Source organism: Paraburkholderia sp. IMGN_8 (genome assembly GCF_038050405.1).
Lineage (GTDB): Bacteria > Pseudomonadota > Gammaproteobacteria > Burkholderiales > Burkholderiaceae > Paraburkholderia.
Map to the genome: position 1 here is coordinate 2,102,099 of NZ_CP150901.1, position 17,764 is coordinate 2,119,862.

15 protein-coding genes are annotated in these 17,764 nt (G+C 62.2%); 8 read left to right on the plus strand and 7 right to left on the minus strand.

Annotation, left to right across the window (positions count from 1 at the left end):
• Positions 1-72: 72 nt before the first annotated feature.
• On the minus strand, positions 73-1,167 hold the full coding sequence (locus WN982_RS30600; RefSeq protein WP_341319295.1) for a tartrate dehydrogenase: 1,095 nt from the start codon (positions 1,165-1,167) through the stop codon (positions 73-75).
• 113 nt (positions 1,168-1,280) lie between these two features.
• Between WN982_RS30600 and WN982_RS30605 the strand changes: the two genes are divergently transcribed.
• Positions 1,281-2,192 (plus strand): LysR family transcriptional regulator, encoded by a 912-nt coding sequence (locus tag WN982_RS30605; RefSeq protein WP_341319296.1) that lies wholly within the window; start codon positions 1,281-1,283, stop codon positions 2,190-2,192.
• A 100-nt stretch (positions 2,193-2,292) separates the two neighbouring features.
• Here the strand turns inward: WN982_RS30605 and WN982_RS30610 are convergent, their stop codons facing one another.
• Positions 2,293-2,616 (minus strand): DUF4148 domain-containing protein, encoded by a 324-nt coding sequence (locus WN982_RS30610; RefSeq protein ID WP_341319297.1) that lies wholly within the window; start codon positions 2,614-2,616, stop codon positions 2,293-2,295.
• A gap of 690 nt (positions 2,617-3,306) precedes the next feature.
• On the opposite strand from WN982_RS30610, the gene WN982_RS30615 reads away from it, so the two are divergent.
• On the plus strand, positions 3,307-4,398 hold the full coding sequence (locus WN982_RS30615) for a porin (protein ID WP_341319298.1): 1,092 nt from the start codon (positions 3,307-3,309) through the stop codon (positions 4,396-4,398).
• A 61-nt stretch (positions 4,399-4,459) separates the two neighbouring features.
• On the opposite strand, the gene WN982_RS30620 is transcribed toward WN982_RS30615, so the two are convergent.
• The gene (locus WN982_RS30620; protein WP_341319299.1) at positions 4,460-5,227 is read right to left on the minus strand and encodes a class II aldolase/adducin family protein; all 768 of its coding nucleotides are present in this window, start codon (positions 5,225-5,227) and stop codon (positions 4,460-4,462) included.
• Between the two features lie 453 nt (positions 5,228-5,680).
• Here WN982_RS30620 and WN982_RS30625 point away from each other — a divergent pair, with 453 nt between their 5' ends.
• From WN982_RS30625 to WN982_RS30645, 5 genes are all read left to right on the plus strand, one after another.
• A complete protein-coding gene (locus WN982_RS30625; RefSeq protein ID WP_341319300.1) occupies positions 5,681-6,550 on the plus strand; it encodes a branched-chain amino acid ABC transporter permease in 870 nt (289 codons plus the stop codon).
• Entirely contained in the window at positions 6,547-7,557 is a 1,011-nt protein-coding gene (locus WN982_RS30630; RefSeq protein ID WP_341319301.1) for a branched-chain amino acid ABC transporter permease, read from the plus strand. The genes WN982_RS30625 and WN982_RS30630 overlap by 4 nt, the downstream gene beginning before the upstream one ends.
• Positions 7,550-8,314, plus strand: coding sequence for an ABC transporter ATP-binding protein (locus WN982_RS30635; RefSeq protein ID WP_341319302.1), 765 nt, complete (start codon positions 7,550-7,552; stop codon positions 8,312-8,314). The genes WN982_RS30630 and WN982_RS30635 overlap by 8 nt, the downstream gene beginning before the upstream one ends.
• Complete coding sequence (locus WN982_RS30640) at positions 8,301-9,008, plus strand: ABC transporter ATP-binding protein (RefSeq protein WP_341319303.1); 708 nt, start codon at positions 8,301-8,303, stop codon at positions 9,006-9,008. Before WN982_RS30635 ends, WN982_RS30640 begins: the two co-directional genes overlap by 14 nt.
• A gap of 91 nt (positions 9,009-9,099) precedes the next feature.
• Positions 9,100-10,287 carry an ABC transporter substrate-binding protein gene (locus tag WN982_RS30645; RefSeq protein ID WP_341319304.1) on the plus strand — a complete coding sequence of 396 codons (1,188 nt, stop codon included), beginning with the start codon at positions 9,100-9,102 and terminating at the stop codon, positions 10,285-10,287.
• A 19-nt stretch (positions 10,288-10,306) separates the two neighbouring features.
• On the opposite strand, the gene WN982_RS30650 is transcribed toward WN982_RS30645, so the two are convergent.
• From WN982_RS30650 to WN982_RS30660, 3 genes are all read right to left on the minus strand, one after another.
• Entirely contained in the window at positions 10,307-11,863 is a 1,557-nt protein-coding gene (locus WN982_RS30650; RefSeq protein ID WP_341319305.1) for a class I adenylate-forming enzyme family protein, read from the minus strand.
• Positions 11,860-13,575: a long-chain fatty acid--CoA ligase gene (locus WN982_RS30655; protein WP_341319306.1), complete on the minus strand. Its 1,716-nt coding sequence runs from the start codon at positions 13,573-13,575 to the stop codon at positions 11,860-11,862. Before WN982_RS30655 ends, WN982_RS30650 begins: the two co-directional genes overlap by 4 nt.
• Before the next feature lie 322 nt (positions 13,576-13,897).
• Positions 13,898-14,671, minus strand: coding sequence for an SDR family oxidoreductase (locus WN982_RS30660; RefSeq protein ID WP_341319307.1), 774 nt, complete (start codon positions 14,669-14,671; stop codon positions 13,898-13,900).
• A gap of 265 nt (positions 14,672-14,936) precedes the next feature.
• Here WN982_RS30660 and WN982_RS30665 point away from each other — a divergent pair, with 265 nt between their 5' ends.
• Positions 14,937-16,742 (plus strand): acyl-CoA dehydrogenase, encoded by a 1,806-nt coding sequence (locus tag WN982_RS30665; protein ID WP_341319308.1) that lies wholly within the window; start codon positions 14,937-14,939, stop codon positions 16,740-16,742.
• Positions 16,743-16,775: 33 nt separating this feature from the next.
• Here WN982_RS30665 and WN982_RS30670 read toward each other — a convergent pair whose 3' ends face one another.
• Complete coding sequence (locus tag WN982_RS30670; RefSeq protein WP_341319309.1) at positions 16,776-17,693, minus strand: IclR family transcriptional regulator; 918 nt, start codon at positions 17,691-17,693, stop codon at positions 16,776-16,778.
• Positions 17,694-17,764: the final 71 nt, after the last annotated feature.

Below are 17,764 nucleotides of genomic sequence, written 5' to 3' on the forward strand. Positions count from 1 at the left end.
ATCCGCCCGTGACGTGTACACGCATACGTGTTCGCCCGGGCGTTATGCTTATGTGTGACGTGCGCCCGATGTTCAGGCGGCTTTGGACTCGACTGCGGAATCCGCGGCGAGGATCGCGCAGACGGCGTCGGTCACCTGTGCCGTGGTGGCTTTGCCGCCGAGGTCGCCCGTGTGCAGCGCGGGGTTAGCCGTGATGCGTTCGATTGCATCCATCAACTTGCGCGCGGCGGCGCTCTCGCCGAGATGCTCGAGCATCATCACGACCGACCAGAACGTGCCGACCGGATTAGCCAGGCCTTTGCCCATGATGTCGAAGGCGGAGCCGTGAATCGGCTCGAACATCGACGGATAGCGGCGCTCGGGGTCCAGATTCGCCGTCGGTGCGATACCGAGGCTGCCCGCGAGCGCCGCGGCGAGGTCGCTCAGAATGTCCGCGTGAAGATTGGTGGCCACGATGGTGTCGAGCGTCGTGGGCCGGTTGACCATGCGCGCGGTGGCGGCGTCGACGAGTTCTTTGTCCCATTGAACGTCGGGAAATTCTTTTGACACTTCCAATGCGATCTCATCCCACATGACCATCGCGTGGCGTTGAGCATTGCTCTTGGTAATCACGGTCAGCAGCTTGCGCGGCCGCGACTGCGCAAGACGGAACGCGAAACGAAGAATCCGCTCGACACCGGCGCGGGTCATCATCGAGACGTCGGTTGCGACTTCAATGGGATGGCCCTGGTGCGCGCGCCCGCCTACGCCGGAATATTCGCCCTCCGAGTTCTCGCGGACGATGACCCAGTCGAGATCCTTCGGGCCACAGCGTTTTAGCGGCGCATCGATTCCCGGCAGGATGCGGGTCGGACGCACGTTCGCATACTGGTCGAAGCCCTGACAGATCTTCAGGCGCAAACCCCAGAGCGTCACATGGTCGGGAATGTGCGGGTCCCCCGCCGAGCCGAACAGAATCGCGTCCTTGTCGCGGATTGCCTCCAGACCGTCGGCCGGCATCATCACACCGTGTTGCCGGTAGTAGTCGCCGCCCCAGCCGAAATTCTCGAATTCGAATTTCAAGTCGTCGCTTCGCGCGGCGATGGCTTCGAGCACTCGTTGACCCGCCGGCACGACTTCCTTGCCGATGCCGTCTCCGGGGATGGTTGCGATGCGATAGGTCTTCACTGGCGTCTCCATGGTGTTGAACGTATGGCTTCATCGTAGAACGAGGAGCCGGCATGAAAACGCTGCTAGACTCAAAGCATCCTTAACCTGAAGTTGACAATCAACCCGTTCCGATGACTTCGTCGATACAGCCGGACGACCTCGCATTCTTCTCCACGCTGGCTGCTAGCGGCAGCCTGACAGCCGCAGCGCGTGAACTCGGTTTGAGCACGGCGGCCGTGAGCAAGCATCTGGCGCAGATGGAATCACGCGCCGGCGTGTCGCTCGTGAACCGGACCACACGGCGCATGAGCCTCACGCCGGAGGGCGAACTCTATCTCACGCGCGCGAGGCGCATCCTGAGCGAGATGGACGACCTGGCGCAATTGCTGGGCGGTTCGCAGGCGGCCCCGAAAGGCCTGCTGCGAGTGAACGCGACGCTCGGTTTCGGCCGCAGTCATGTCGCTCCGCTGATATCGAAGTTTGTGCGGCGCTATCCGGAGGTGGACGTGCAGTTGCAGCTATCCGTCGACCCTCCGCCGATCAGCGACGATGCCTTCGATGTCTGCGTGCGCTTCGGCGAGCCGCCGGATGCGCGCGTGATTGCGCGCAGAGTGGCGCCGAACCGACGGCTGCTTTGCGCCGCGCCCGCCTACTTTGCAAAGCGGCGTCCGCCGCGCAGCCCCGCGGAACTGGCGCAGCACAACTGCATCGGCATTCGACAAGGCGGCGACGGCTACGGGCTATGGCGGCTGACAAGCGGACGAGGTGCGGCCGAAAAAACCGAGACGGTGCGCGTGCGCGGCAATCTGACCACCAACGACGGCGAGATCGCGGTGAAGTGGGCGCTGGACGGACACGGCATTCTGATGCGGGCCGAATGGGACATTGCCGAGTATCTGGCCGATGGACGCCTGATCCATGTCCTGCCGGAATATCGGACGCCGGGTGCGGACATCTACGCCGTGTACCCGCAACAGTTACAGATGACGGCGCGGGTCAAGGCGTTCGTCAATATGCTGATAGAAACGCTCGGCGCGCGTTGAGCGCGAGGGCGGATATTTTTTCAAGCGGGCGGCAACGTCCGGCCTGATTCCGAACCGGTCGCCGCGCGCCCTATTCCGCCTCGCGCGGCGACCGCGCACGTTACTGACTCGCGCCTGTCCCGATCCCGGCCTTCTTCTGCGCATTCTGCAGATCGGTCGGATAGTTCGGGTCGTTCCTACCCGGCTGATAGCCTGCGTCCTCCAGCTTCTTCAGCTCAGCATTTTTCTTCGCGCGGGCCTGTTTGCGGGCCGCTTTGCGTTCGGCTTTGGTGGGTTTCGCGCTGCTCGCCATATCGGGTTTGGCGACGTCGGCTGTCGTGCCCGCAGCGCTTGCGCTTTGAGCTTCAGCCAGCGGAATGCTGCCCGCGACCATGGCCGTGACCGCAAGCCCAAGCATGACTCTCTTCATGGCAAAGAATTTCATCTGATATTCCCTCTGGATAGTTGGCAACGGCGTTGAAGTCTTTCTGCGAATCTTCGTTCGTGACAGCGAAAGCGCACGATGCTTCGCGCGCGCTCGCCGGATAGAGCTTACAGCCAAATGAACGCTGAGGGTCCAATGGCACCGGCTGCTGCGGTGCGACGCTGAGCCGCTGACGGAGCGCGCTGACGCCCAGCTAATCGCCGCTGATCCTGCATTAGTTCTGCAATGCAGAATCTCGGAAAGTAATGCCAGAAGGGGCAACTGACCTTTAACCATTCGACGAATCCTTTAATTACATGGGCTTACAAGCCACATGCCGCCAGCATGAAAGCGCTAGGTGTTTTCCCGTCTTTGGCCTGCATTGCAGGCCAATTGCGCGATTTCCCCCGTTGACATAGAACGAACGGTCGTGCCAAATTGCGCCTGCATCCTGTGCGCAAGCACGCCGATCGACGAACTCATCGCGGCGCCAAGTGGGTCGCTCGATCAGTAGACAAACCGCAGGCCAACCGCATTCAGGCACAGACCAGCAGACACAATATTTCGCATACCTAATCAGTTTGCGAGGGCCCGGCCTCGTCTGTTGAAACTGCGCAGCTCAGCAGATCGGCAGCAGATCTGCAAGGACCGTGCAGCACAAGCTTCACTTCACCAATTCAATCGATTCCCATAAACAAGGAGACACGAAGCATGCCGGCATGTCATCGCAATCGGGTTGGAGTCATTCTCGGATTAGTGGGCGCATGCGCATTGGGATCGGCCCAGAGCGCCAATGCGCAAAGCAGTGTCACGCTGTACGGCATCGTCGACGGCTCCCTCCTCTACACGAGCAAAACACTCAACGCGAAGACCGGCCAGAATGCCGGCCATCAGTACTCGTTCACCGACAGCGGCGTCTCCGGTTCACGCTTCGGCTTGCGCGGCGCCGAGGATCTCGGCGGCAGCATGCGAGCGATCTTCGAACTCGAAAGCGGCATCAGCATCGCCAACGGGTCGTTCAGCAACTCGAACGGCAATGAATTCGGCCGCCAGGCGTGGGTCGGCGTGGACAGCCGCTTCGGTACGGTCAAGGCCGGCTTGCAGTTCTCGCCCTTCTTCCTCGCGGTGTACGACTTCGATCCGCGCGAGATGTCGTACTTCGGCAGCGGTCTCATTACCTACCTCAACAACGTCTACGTAACGGGCCTCTTCAACCCGAACGGCGTTTCGTACACGTCGCCGGAAATCGCCGGCCTGCAGGCCAGCGCGCTGATGGCGCTCGGCGGCGCGGCCGGCAATTTTCAGGCGGGCCGTCAGTACTCGGCTAGCCTGCGCTATCACCTCGGTTCGCTGACCGTCGACGCGGCGCTTTACAGCGGCAACGCCGGCGGCAGTGCCGCATCGATCGCGATCCCGAGCGTGGTCGCCTTCGACGGCCGTGCGCTCGGCGCCAGCTACGTATTCAACGGCCTGACCGTGAAGGCCTCGTATGTGCAGTACAAGGTAGCAGGTTCGTTCAACGATCGCGTCTACTCGGGCGGCGCGAGCTACCGCATCACGCCGGCGCTGAACGTCGATGCCGGCGTGTGGTACACCCGCGACGGGAACAACTCGACCAACCATTCGGTGATGGCGTCGACGGGGGCGGAGTATTCGTTGTCGAAGGCCACGATGGTCTACGGGCAAGTCGGCTTCGTGAACAATCACGGCGCAATGCACACTGGACTGTCGGTCAACAACGCCCTGAACGAGGTCACAGGCACGACGGCCGGTGTGAACGTCGGCATCCGGCACATGTTCTAGCCGGTGGCGCCTGGGCGATAGGGCCGCTTGCGAAGGCGGCCCCAACAGGTTGCTACGGCTGCTACAGGTCGTAGCCGGGATTGCGGCGTGTCAGGCGCCGCAGCAGCCCAGGCCACACCAGATCGGCGCCCTTGCCTTTGCTGACTTCACGCGCCTGCTCGCCCATAGTTTCGATGATCGACTGCGGCACATCGATCAGCTTGCCGCCCGCCTGCGCGAGGATCTGAATACGGCATGAGGTTTCGAACAGATACATCGCCTGAAACGCTTCGGCGACGGTGCGTCCGCAGGTCAGCAAGCCGTGATTGCGCAACATCATGTAGTTGGCGTTGCCGAGATCGGCCACCAGCCTCGCCTTCTCCGCGTCGCGCAGCGCAACGCCTTCATAGTTGTGATACGCGAGGTTCGTCAACACGAAGCCCGATTGTTGCGACAACGGCAAGAGGCCATCCTGTTGCGCCGCCACTGCGACGCCGTACGGCGTATGCGTATGCAGCACGCAATTCACGCCGGGCCGCGCCTCGTGCACGGCGCTGTGAATCACGAAGCCGGCAGGGTTCACGTCGAACGGCGTCGGCATCACCGGATGACCCTCATGGTCCACCTTGACCAGACTCGACGCGGTGATTTCCTCGAAGAACAAACCATACGGGTTGATCAGAAACTGATGCTCATGGCCGGGCACGCGCGCCGAAATATGCGTGAACACCAGATCGTCCCAGCCGAACAACGCCACCAGCCGGTACGCGGCCGCGAGGTCGACGCGCACCTGCCATTCTTCCGGAGACACCATCTGACGAACGCTAGGGATATCGAGTGTGGAGTTCATGGCTTACCTTGAGAAAGCGCGAGAGATCGCGATGACAGCCGCTTTGCGAAGCGCTTGCGTCGAGGTTCAGCAAGCGCGCCCGCGGCAGAAAGAATTTCTGCATTGCAGAATACTGGCGTGCGCAAAGCCATGTCAAGCCGACACTTCTTCCCCATCCCACCTCTCTTATCGTCGCCCTCGGCAAACAGGCGCGATGTGCGAAATACAAGCAATGGCGCGGCTTTCAGCCATTACGCATTGGCTGTACCACGCATGCCAGCCATGCGGACGATTCGTATAAGTGACTTCCCTAATAATCTGCAATGCAGAACGTGCGAATGGAAAACCCTATTGACGCTAAGCGAACGCTCGTGCCAAATTTCTCTCGCGCCACCGCACATCGCGTTTTGCAGCCTGCATCGATGAGCGTTTGAAACAGTCGATAACGTGTGCCTAGCTGGAGGGTGTAAAAACGTGGATATGTTTTTGCAGCAAGTCCTCAACGGGCTGACCCTGGGCGGTATCTACAGCCTCGTCGCGCTCGGTCTCACTCTGGTCTACGGCATTCTCGCGGTGCCGAATTTCGCCCACGGCGCTTTCTACATGGTGGGCGCCTTCGTGTCGTTCTACCTGATGAGCCGGCTCGGCTGGAACTACTGGCTCGCGATGATCGGCTCAGGACTCGCCGTCGCGGTGCTGGCGATCCTCGCTGAACGGCTCGTGTTCCATCCGCTGCGCAAGTCTTCCGAGTTGCATCCGATGATCGCCGCGATCGGCCTGCTGCTGTTTCTCGAAGCCGGTGCCCAGGCGATCTGGGGCGCCGACTTTCACCGCATGGCCACGCCCTACGCCGGCATCGTCGATCTTGGCGGCGTGACCGCGCCGTTGCAGCGCCTGTTGATCATCGTCAGCGCGTTCGCCCTGGTGGTGTTGCTGCAACTCTTCCTCAAATACACGGTGATCGGTTCGAGCATCATCGCGATGGCGCAGGATCGTGACGGCGCCTCGCTGATGGGCATCGACGCCAACAAGGTGACGATGCTGACCTTCGGCATCTCCGGCCTGCTCGCGGCGGTGGCGGCCACGCTGTATGCGCCGATCAACCTCGTTTATCCGGCGATGGGCCAGCTGGTGATCCTGAAGGCTTTCGTGATCATCATTCTCGGCGGCATGGGCAGCGTGCCGGGCGCGATCGTGGGCGGGCTGATCATCGGCATGGCCGAGAGCTTCGGCGCCTTCTACATCTCGACTGACTACAAGGACATGATCGCGTTCGTGCTGCTGGTGGTGATTCTGTCGGTTCGTCCTCAAGGCCTGTTCACCAGGGAACTGCGCACATCATGAAATTATTCGAGGGCAAGCTGGGTTGGGCGCTGCTGTTCGTGCTCGGTGTCGTGTTTCCGTTTCTGGCCGCCAATGACTACATGCTCACCGTGATGTCCACCGCGTACATCTTCGCGCTGGCCACCGTCGGGCTGAATCTGATTACCGGCTATACGGGGCAATACAATCTCGCGCACGGCAGCTTCATGGCGGTCGGCGCGTACACCGTCGGCATTCTGACGGTCGATCATCAGGTGCCGTTCTGGATTGCGTTCGTCGCGTCGGGCGTGGTGGTCGCGGTACTGGGCGCGCTGGTCGGTCTCGTGTCGTTGCGGCTGCGCGGCCATTACTTCTCGATCTTCACGCTGTGCGTCGGCTACATCATGTTTCTCGTGATCGAGAAATGGGACAGCCTCACGCATGGGGTTGCGGACATCATCGGCATCCCTGCTCCATCCGGTTTCGGCCTCGTCTCGTTCGAGAATCCGCGCGCGCTCTATTACCTGGTGTTCGGGTTTCTCGTGCTCGGCGTGTGGGTGATGCATCGCATCGTCAATTCGCTGCTCGGCCGGACCTTCATGGCGATCCGCAATAGCGACGGGCTCGCCCAGTCGCTCGGCATCGACCTGATGCGCAACAAGGTGCTGGCTTTCGTGCTGTCGGTCGTCTATGCGGGGCTCGCAGGCGGTTTGTATGCGGGCGCGGTGCGCTTCCTCGGACCGGATCTGGCGGGCGTCGACCATACCTTCGATATGACGATGTACATGCTGGTGGGGGGCATCGGCACCCTCGCCGGTCCGCTGCTCGGCGCGCTGGCGGTGCCGTGGCTCACGCAGTACCTGCAGTTTCTGCAGGAATACCGTTTCGTCGTGTTCGGTCCGATCCTGATCCTGCTGGTGATCTTTCTGCCTAACGGTATCGTCGGCCTGTATCAAACGCGCAAGGGACGGCGCGCGAAACTTGCGACGCCGACCAACGGCATCGTCGCGCGTCAGTCTCAACCCGCGCGTGGAGACCGTCATGCTTGAAATCGACTCGCTCAGCAAACGCTTCGGCGGCCTCGTTGCGGTGGACAACATCAGCACGCACATCGAAGCGGGCAAGATCAACGCGATCATCGGCCCGAACGGCGCGGGCAAGACTACCTTCTTCAATCTGATCAGCGGCACGCATCTGCCGACTTCGGGCCGCATTCTGTTCAAGGGGCAAGACGTCACGCGCCTGGCTGCCGATCAGATGGCGCGCCTCGGTGTCGCGCGCACATTTCAGTCCACCGCGCTGTTCGATCGGGCTAGCGTGCTGGACAACCTGATTGTCGGCCACCGGCTGCGCACGCGCTCGGGACTGTGGGACGTGCTGACCCACTCGTCGCGGCTGAAACAGGAGGAACGCATCTGCCGCGAGAAAGCTCGCGAGGCGCTGGACTTTGTCGGCTTGTCGGCGATGGCCGGGCGGATGGCGGGCGACATCTCGCAGGAAGAGCGCAAACGCGCGGCGGTGGCGCTCGCGCTCGCCACCGAACCGAGCCTGATGCTGCTCGACGAACCGGCGGGCGGCGTGAATCCGGAAGAGACCGAAGGCCTCGCCGAACTGATCCGCAAGCTGGTGAAACACGGCGTGACCGTATGCCTCGTCGAACACAAGATGAACATGATCATGAAGCTCGCCGATCGCATCATGGTGCTGAACTACGGCGAGAAAATCGCCGAGGGCACGCCTGCGGAGATTCGCGCGAATCCGGCGGTGATCGACGCGTACCTTGGGAGCGAGCATGCTGAAGTTTGACAACGTCGCGCTCGATTACGGCAGTTTTCGCGCACTGGACGGCATCAATCTGCACGCGAACGACGGCGAACTGGTGGTGTTGCTCGGCGCGAACGGCGCGGGCAAGAGTTCGATTTTCCTCGCGACAAGCGGCCTGCGCCGCGCCGCGAGCGGCAGCCTGCGCTTCGGCGAGCGTGAACTGCTCGGCATGACGCCCGCGCAGATCGTGCGCAGCGGCGTGATTCAGTGCCCCGAGGGCCGCAAGCTGTTTCCCGGCATGTCGGTGCTGAAAAATCTCACGCTCGGCGCGTATGTGCATCGCGGCGACAAGGCCGGCAATCAGCGCAACCTCGATCAGGTGTTCGCGCTGTTTCCGCTGCTGGCCGAACGCAAAGACCATCCGGCCGGCTCGCTCTCCGGCGGCCAGCAGCAGATGGTGGCGATCGGCCGCGCGATGATGGCGCGGCCCAAGGTGCTGCTGCTCGACGAACCGTCGCTTGGCCTCGCACCGCTCGTGGTCAAGCAGGTCTTCGAGGTGATTCAGCAAATCAATCGCGTGGGCACCACTGTGCTGCTGGCCGAACAGAACGCGTTCGCAGCGCTGAAGATCGCGCATCGCGCCTACGTGATCGAGAACGGCCGCATCGTGCTCGAAGGCGAACCGGCGAACCTGATGAACAACGAAGCGATCCGGCGCGCTTACGTCGGCGGATAGGCCAAGACGTTCGCGGCCTTTCCGCGCGCTTGCAGAGAACAAGCCGGCCCACCTCGCGCCGGCAGATTCGATCAATCCAAAGGAGACATGTATGACGATCAAACGCTTGTGCGGCCGGGCCGGACTGTACGCGGCGCTCGCCTCGACCGCGCTGCTAGGCGCGGGCGCCGCGATGGCGCAGCAAGTGGTGCATATCGGCTTCTCCGGCCCCTTGAGCGGCGGCGCGGCGAAGTATGGTCAGGAGGTGCTCGACGGCATGCAATTGGCCGCGGCCGACGTCAACCAGGCAGGCCTCGAAGTGGCCGGCAAGAAGATCAAGTTCGAGATCGTGCCGCTCGACGACAAGTACAACCCGAGCGAAACAGCGATCAACGCTCGGCGTCTCGCGCAGGAACAGCAGGCGGCCGTGGTCCTCGTGCCGCATTCGGGCGGCGGCTTCGCGGTGCAGACCAGCAACGAGCAGCAGAAACTGCTGTTGCTGTCGTACACCAGCGTGCCGCAGATCAGCGCGCGCGGCAATAAGCTCACTGTGCGGATTCCGCCTGAGTTCACCTCGTATCTGAACTCGTTCATCAAGTATGAAATGGCGACGTACGGCAAGAAGGTCGCCCTCGCTGCCACCGATACCGACTACGGCAAGGTCTGGGTCGCCGCGTTCAAGCCGGCGTGGGAAGCGGCCGGTGGCACGATCGTCGCGGACAACTCGATGTCGTATAACCGTGCAACCGACTTCTACAGCGGTGTGAGCCGTGTGCTGGCGGCGAAACCGGACGTGATGTTTATCGGCGGACCATCGGAACCGACCGGACTGATCGTGCAGCAGGCGCGCGAACTGGGCTTCAAGGGTGGCTTCATCGTGATGGATCAGGCAAAACTCGATGAAGTGGCCAAAGTGACCGGCGGCTATGCGCCGCTGAACGGCGCGATCGGCGTATTGCCGCTGGCGAACGATGAGACACCGAACGCGAAGGCGTTCGTCGAGCGCTTCCGCAAGAGCCACGGCGGGCGCGATCCGAGCCAGGAAGTGTCGCTCAACTACACCGCGGTCTACGCGACGGCGCTTGCGATGAAACTCGCCGGCAGCGTCAGCGATGCCACCGCGATCCGCAACCAGTTCGACAAGGCGGTGAAGGCGCTGCCGCCGCAGAACAATCCGCAGAGCGTGACGGGCGTCGATGAACGCGGCGGCTTTGTGATCGGCAATCCGCTCGCGGCGGTGGTCCAGGCTGGACAGTTGAAGTCGGCGGGGTTGAATTCGCTCGCGACGGCGGCGAAGTGAAAGCTTAGCGGGTCATGAATCAGCGGCCGTTTGGATAGAACTGCTCGCGCAATTCCCGTTTCAGCACCTTGCCGATCGGACTGCGCGGCAATACATCGATGAAGGTCAGCGCGGACAGCCGCTGCATCTTGCCGAGCCGCGCGTTGACCCACGCGAGCAGCGCGTCGGCGTCGAGCGTCGCTTGACGATGGCGCACCACGAACGCAACCGGCGTCTCACCCCACTGCGCCGATTGCGCGCCGACCACGGCCGCATCCGCGACATCCGGATGATTGCGCAGCTCCGCCTCCAGATCGCTCGGATAGACGTTGAAGCCACCGGAAATGATCATGTCCTTCTTGCGATCGAGCAGCGTCAGGAAACCGTCCTCGTCGAAACGGCCCATATCGCCGGTGCGGATGAAGCGCTTGCCGCTCGGGTCGTACCACTCCGCCTCGGCGGTTTTGTCCGGTTGCCGGTAGTAGCCGGTCATCATCGCCGGCGAATGCCCGACGACTTCGCCCACCTCGCCAGCCGGCACTTCGTTGCCCTGTTCGTCGATCAGGCGGATATCATGGCCTTCCATCGGTTTGCCGACCGTGTGCAGTTTGGCCGGCCATTCGTGCGCTTCCAGCTGGCACGAGCCGCCGCCTTCGGTCATCCCGTAGTACTCGGTGAGCTTGCCCGGCCAGCGTCGCACCACGTCGGCCTTCACGCTGGCCGCGAACGGCGCGCTGGTGCAGAACTTGGCCACGAAGCTGGAGAGGTCGTAACGATCGAAGTCCGGATGCGCCATCAGCCGCTGATACTGGAGCGGCACGAGCATCGTGTGCGTAACGCGGTGCTGTTGCGCGAGCGCCAGATAACGCGTGGCATCGAATCTCGGTATCAGCACGACAGTGCCGCCGAACGTCAGCGTCGGCATGAAACTCACGAGCGTGGTGTTCGAATACAACGGTGTCGAGATCAGCGTCGACGCGTCCGGCCCATAGCCGCGCGGAATGCTCCGCACCGCGTAGGCCCAGCGCATACCGTGCGACTGCACGATGCCTTTCGGCGTGCCGGTGGTGCCGGACGAGTAGATGATATTGAACGGCCACGCGGGGTCGATCGTCACGGGTTCGGGCATGGCGCCCTTCGGCGCGAGCCACGCCTGCAACGGCGTGCTGCCTTCGTGCCCATCGAGTGCGATCGGCGCTGCGCTGATTTCGCCGGCTACCGGTTCGAGCAGACGCTTGACCTCGGCATCGAGAAACAGCAGCCGCGCGCCCGAATTGCCGATCATGCTGACGAGGCTCGCCGCGCTCGACGAAGGCGCGAGCGGCGCCACCGCCGCACCCGCACGCAAGCCCCCGAGAAACGCCACGGCGTATTCGGTCGATGACGTCGCGCACAACGCTATCGCATCGCAAGGCTTGATCCCGTCGCGTTGCAATGCGGCGGCGAAACGATCGACCCTCGCGTCCAGTTCGGCGTAAGTCACGACCTCGCCGTCGCAGATCAAGGCGGCATGCTCCGCGCGTTCGGTCGCAAAGCGGCGGATCATGTCGGTAATGCAGACGAACGGTTCATCCAGTAACGCTTCAAGCCATATCATTGCGGAGCACCTCCGCGGGTTCCGTTGCTCGCATTGGCGTCGGTGCGCGCCGCATCCTCTTCCTGCAGCTTGCGCCACAAGATCTTGCCGCTGCCCGACTTGGGCAACGACGTCACGAACTCGACGATACGCGGCGCTTTGTACGGCGCCATCTGCTCACGCGCCCACGCAATAATCTCGCTTTCGTCGATCGTGCCCGCATGCGCCGCGTCCGGCACCACCAGCGCCTTCACGGTCTCGCCGCGCTTCTCGTCTTTCACGCCGATCACGCAGACCTCGTGGATCGCCGGATGCCGGTACATCAGCGCTTCTACTTCGGCGGGCCAAACCTTATAGCCCGACGCATTGATCATCCGTTTGAGGCGGTCGGTCATGAAGAAATAGCCGTCTTCGTCGATATGGCCGAGGTCGCCGGTACGCAGAAAACGCTTGCCGTCGAGTTCGATGAACGCCTCTTGCGTGGCCTTCGGATCGCGCCAGTAACCGAGCATCACCTGCGGCGCATTCACGACGATCTCGCCGGTTTCGCCTGCGGGAAGCTCCTGCAACGTGGCCGGATCGATCACGCGCGAGTCGACGTCGAACACCGGGATGCCGAGGCACTGCGGCTTCGGACGATGCGGCGGATTGATGTGCGTGCCCGCGATCGTCTCCGACATTCCGTAGCCTTCGACGTAATCGAGCCCGGTCAACGTCTTGAGCTTTTTAGCGATCGCATCGGGCATCGCCGCGCCGCCGCCGCGCGCGCCACTCAGACTCGACAGATCGTATTCGCCGAGCTTCGGATTCGACAGGAAATCGACCATCATCGTCGAAATCGACTGCCACGCGGTCACGCGATATTTCTGCATGCATAGCGCCGCCGCATCGCGATCCCAGCGCGGCAGCACGATGATCGTCGTGCCGGAAAAGACCGCGCTGTTCATGCCGCCCTGCATGCCGGTCACGTGAAAAAACGGCAGCACCGATAGATACGTGCCGTCCGGCGGCGCCGAGAACCACACGCAACCGCCGAGCAGCGTGCTCATCACGCTGCGATGCGTGTGCATGCAACCCTTCGGTTTACCGGTCGTGCCCGACGTGTACGGCATCACGCAGAGGTCGTCGGGGCCGGTGGTGAGCGCACCTGGCGCGATGCGCCGTTCGAGCACCTTGCGCCACGGTGTAACACCCGGTATGTCGAACGTTTTACGCGCAGCAGATACGAACTCGGGGACCGTAATCGGCGAGGGCCGCTTCAGATAATCGCTATACGTGGCGACGATTGCATACTTGAGTCCCTGGTCGGGTGCATCGCCGATCAGCGGTTCGACCTGTGGAAACAGGCATTGCGGCGCGATGATCGTGGTCGCACCGCTGTCCTCCACGTAGTGACGCAACTCGGTGGTCAGGTTCATCGGATTGACCGGCACGACCACCGCATTTGCGCGCAGGATGCCGTAGTAGGCCATGATCCATTGCGGGCTGTTCTGCATGTAGAGCAGCACGCGGTCGCCGGCTTTGACGTCGCATTCCTGCTGGAGAAATCCCGCGATCCGCTCGGCTTCGTCCTTGAACTCGGCGAAGGTGACCGGCGTGTCGTAGAAGATGATGAAGGGCTTGTCGGGAAAGCGCGCCGCCGATACCTCGGCGTTGTAGAAAATGTTGGTCTGCGGCAGCGTTAGATGCAGTGGCACTTGCGGCGGCCAATGCGGATGATGGCGTTCGTTCATAGGTGTCTCCTGCTTTTACGATCTGTGCGCGCCGGGGTTGCGCGTGGTTCACGCTTTATTCGCGTGCAGCGCTTGCGGCGCGTTGTTCATAGGTCATGCGTCATGCGTCACGCGTTACTCGTGCTTCACGATGAACGCCCGAGGTGGCGCCCAAGCTCCATCTTCGCGATCGCATTGCGGTGCACTTCGTCGGGATCGTCCGCGAAGCGCAGCGTGCGTGAACTCGCCTCGTTGTTTAATCGAACAAAGCGCGAGCAAAGCATGAGCAAAGCTCGAGCGCAGCGCGGCTGCGATCCGCGCGCTGCGTCCTTGAACCCGTCCATCAGACGATGATGGCGCCGCCGTCCACCGCGACATACTGGCCGGTAATATGGCGCGATGCCTCGCTCGCCAGGAAAACGACCGGGCCCTTCAGGTCCTCTTCCCCGCCGAGCCGCTGCAACGGCGTGCGTTTGACGATCGTATCTTCGAGCTTGCCGAGCAGCCCCGCGGACATCTTCGACGGAAAGAAGCCCGGACAGATCGCGTTGACGTTGATGTTGTACTTGCCCCATTCCGCCGCCAGCGCACGCGTGAAGTTGATCGCCGCGGCCTTCGACGTGTTGTACGCAATCGTGTTCATGCCGGGCGGCGAACCCCTCAGGCCCGCGACCGATGCGATGTTGATGATCTTGCCGGCGCGGCGCGGGATCATGCTGCGCTTGCCGACTTCGCGGGCGAGAAAAAACGGTGCGCTGACGTTCAGGTTCATCACCTTGTGCCACGCTTCGTCGGGATAGTCCTCGGCGGGTGCACCCCATGTCGCGCCCGCGTTGTTCACGAGGATATCGATGCGGCCGTACAGGCCGAGCACTTCTTCCACGAGCCCCGGAATTCCCTCGAAGTGCTGCAGATCGTTGACGACGGTCAGCACCTCGATGCCTTGGCTCTGCAGATGCGCTTTCGCCTCGGCGAGCTCGTCGGCCTTGCGCGCCGTGATCGCAACGCGGCAGCCCATTTCTCCGAGCGCCTCGGCCATTTGCAGGCCAAGTCCGCGCGAGCCTCCGGTGATCAGTGCAACCTTGCCGTTCAGTTGAAACAGGTCTTTCACAGACATGACGACGCTCCTCCAGATTATCCAGGTTGTTCTGCTATGCAGACTTCTATTCCAGATTTTCTGACCATCATACGTGCCGAAATTCGGCGTGTAAATAAAAGCACGCTCATTCACTTTTGATATAAACTGACACGCATCGCTTGGCTAGCGGATCATTGGGGCTTACCCGGATACCGTATTTTTCAATCGAGCCGCGCTCATGCGCTGTGCGTTTTTTCGCGCACCTGTTCCGCACAGCGGCTTCCCTTTTGACAGGTCTTCTCCCATGCCTGATGCGCTGATCATCAACTCACGCGACCTGGAATTTCAGCTGTTCGAAGTGCTCGAGGCCGAGACGCTCACACAGCGCGCGCGCCACGGCGACCACAGCCGCGAGACCTTCAACGCCGCGCTAGAAACCGCCCATGCGGTCGCCGCGGAAAAATTCGCGCCCCACAACCGTCTATCGGACGAACACGAACCGCAATTCGACGGCCAAAGCGTCACGATCGTCGCGGAGGTCAAGGACGCGCTCGACGCGTTCCGCTCAGCGGGGTTCCTCGCCGCGGGCAAAGACTACGAATGGGGCGGCATGCAATTGCCGGCGGTGATTTCCTTTGCTTGCCTGTCGCTCTTCAAGAGCGCCAACATCGCCACCTCGTCGTACGCGATGCTGACCACGGCGAATGCCAACGTGATCGAACGCTTCGGCAGTGCCGTGCAGAAGCGCAAATATCTGCAAGCACTGCTCGACGGACGGGCGTTCGGGACGATGGCGCTGACCGAGCCGCAAGCGGGCTCGAGCCTGTCCGATCTCGTCACGAGCGCGACGCCCAATGAGGACGGCACCTACTCGATCCGCGGCAACAAGATTTTTATTTCGGGCGGCGATCACGAGTTGAGCGAGAACATCGTGCACCTGGTGCTGGCGCGCATTCCGGGTGGGCCGCCGGGTGTCAAAGGCATCTCGCTCTTCACGGTGCCGAAATTCCACGTCAACGAAGATGGCAGCCTCGGCGCGCGCAATGACGTTGCACTGACGGGCCTGATTCACAAGATGGGCTGGCGCGGCACCACCTCGACCATGCTGTCGTTCGGTGAGCGCGGCGAGTGCATCGGCGAACTGGTCGGAGAACCGCATCACGGCCTCGCCTACATGTTCCACATGATGAACGAGGCGCGCATCGGCGTAGGTCTGGGCGCGGTCATGCTCGGCTACCGCGGCTATCTGGCGTCGCTCGATTACGCTCGCGAACGGCCGCAAGGACGCCGCCCGGACAACAAGAATCCGCTCGATCCGCAATTGCCGCTGATCGAACACGCCGACGTGCGCCGCATGCTGCTCGCCCAAAAGGCCTACGTGGAAGGCGCTTATGCGCTATGCCTGTATGCGGCGCGCCTCGTCGACGAGCAGAACACCGGCGAGAGCGACACGGCGCGCGCCGAAGCGGGCCTGTTGCTCGATCTGCTGACGCCTGTTGTGAAATCGTGGCCGTCGCAGTGGTGTCTTGAAGCGAACAGCCTCGCGATCCAGATTCACGGCGGCTACGGCTATACGCGCGAGTATCCGGTCGAGCAGTACTACCGCGACAATCGCCTGAACATGATTCACGAAGGCACGCACGGCATTCAGGCGCTCGATCTGCTGGGCCGCAAGGTGGTGATGAAAGACAGCGCCGCATTGAAGCAACTGGGGTTCGAAATACAGCGGGGTATCGATGCCGCGCGCGCTCATCCGGCGCTGCACGCGTATGCCGATGCGTTACGCACGGCATGGAGCGAGTTGACCGGCACCGTCGAAGCATTGCGGCCCACGCTCGGCCGCGAAAGCGAACGCGCGCTCGCCAACGCGAATGCGTTTCTGGAAGCGTTTGGCCATATCGTGATTGCGTGGACGTGGTTGCGGCAAGCGATTGTTGCGAGCGCAGCACTCCCTGGGGTGACAAGCGAAGCTGACCGCGACTTCTATCGCGGCAAGCTGCACGCGTGCCAGTGGTTCTTCCGCTGGGAATTGCCGCGCGTCTCACTCATGCTCGCGACACTGCGCAGCCTCGACGACACCACCCTCACCATGTCGCCTCGCTGGTTCTGATCGGAGACGGCCACGGCTCAATGCATCAATGCCTCAATGTGATAGCGCGCTTTCGAGCTGCGTCACCACGTCGATCAGACGTGGCCGCACTTCTTCGAGCAGAAACGCCTTCGACAGCTTGAACGAAGGGCCACCGACATTGATCGCCATGATCGGCAGTTCGCCGCCGGGTTGGAACGCGCGCGCAATGCCGTTCACGTCTTTCTGCCAGTCGCCGAACGAAGTCGTGACACCGAGCGTGCCGTAATCGTCGAGCGCCTGCTCGATGCCGCGCCGGGTTTTCGGCCAGGCCACGTGATCGAGCTCGCGCACCTGCTCCATGAAACTGAGCCGCTCATGCTCGGGAACCGCCGCGAGCCAGGCGCGGCCGATTGCGGAGGTCGCAACGGGAATACGCGAGCCGACTTCCAGGGTTAGCGTAAGCGCCACCGAGCCCCGGCAGTTTTCCACATAGATCATCGAGAGCCGATCGCGCGTGCCCAATGAAACCGTTGCTCCGGAGATATCGGCCAGTTCCTGCATGACCGGGCGAGCGATCTTGCGCACGTCGAGACGGGCCAGCATCGCGCTCCCCAACGCAAGCGAAGCTGTACCGAGACGATATTTGCCGCTCTCTTTCAGATGGATCAGATAGCCGAGCAGCGTGAGCGTATGAGTCAGCCGCGACACCGTCGATTTCGGCAGCTTGCAGCGCTGCGCGAGTTCCTGGTTGCTCAGCGATTTGTCGCCCGAGCGAAAACAGGCGAGCACTTCGAGCCCGCGTGCGAGTGCCGTGACGAAGTGCCGGTCGTCCTTGTGCGCCTCATGCGCGGTCCGGGATACGAGAGCCGCGTGCGTTCCGCTCGATGAAGACGGTTTTTGCGCCGCTTCGTTGGCAGCCTGGCCGCTAACCGGTTTTTCGATCGGGCTGTTAATCGGGCTGTTAATCGGGCTCTTATTAGACTTGTTCAAAATGGAACGCGCTCCCGCAAAACGGCTGCATCTGAAGGACAAACCGTGACCCGGTTGTGGTAGGTCCGGGC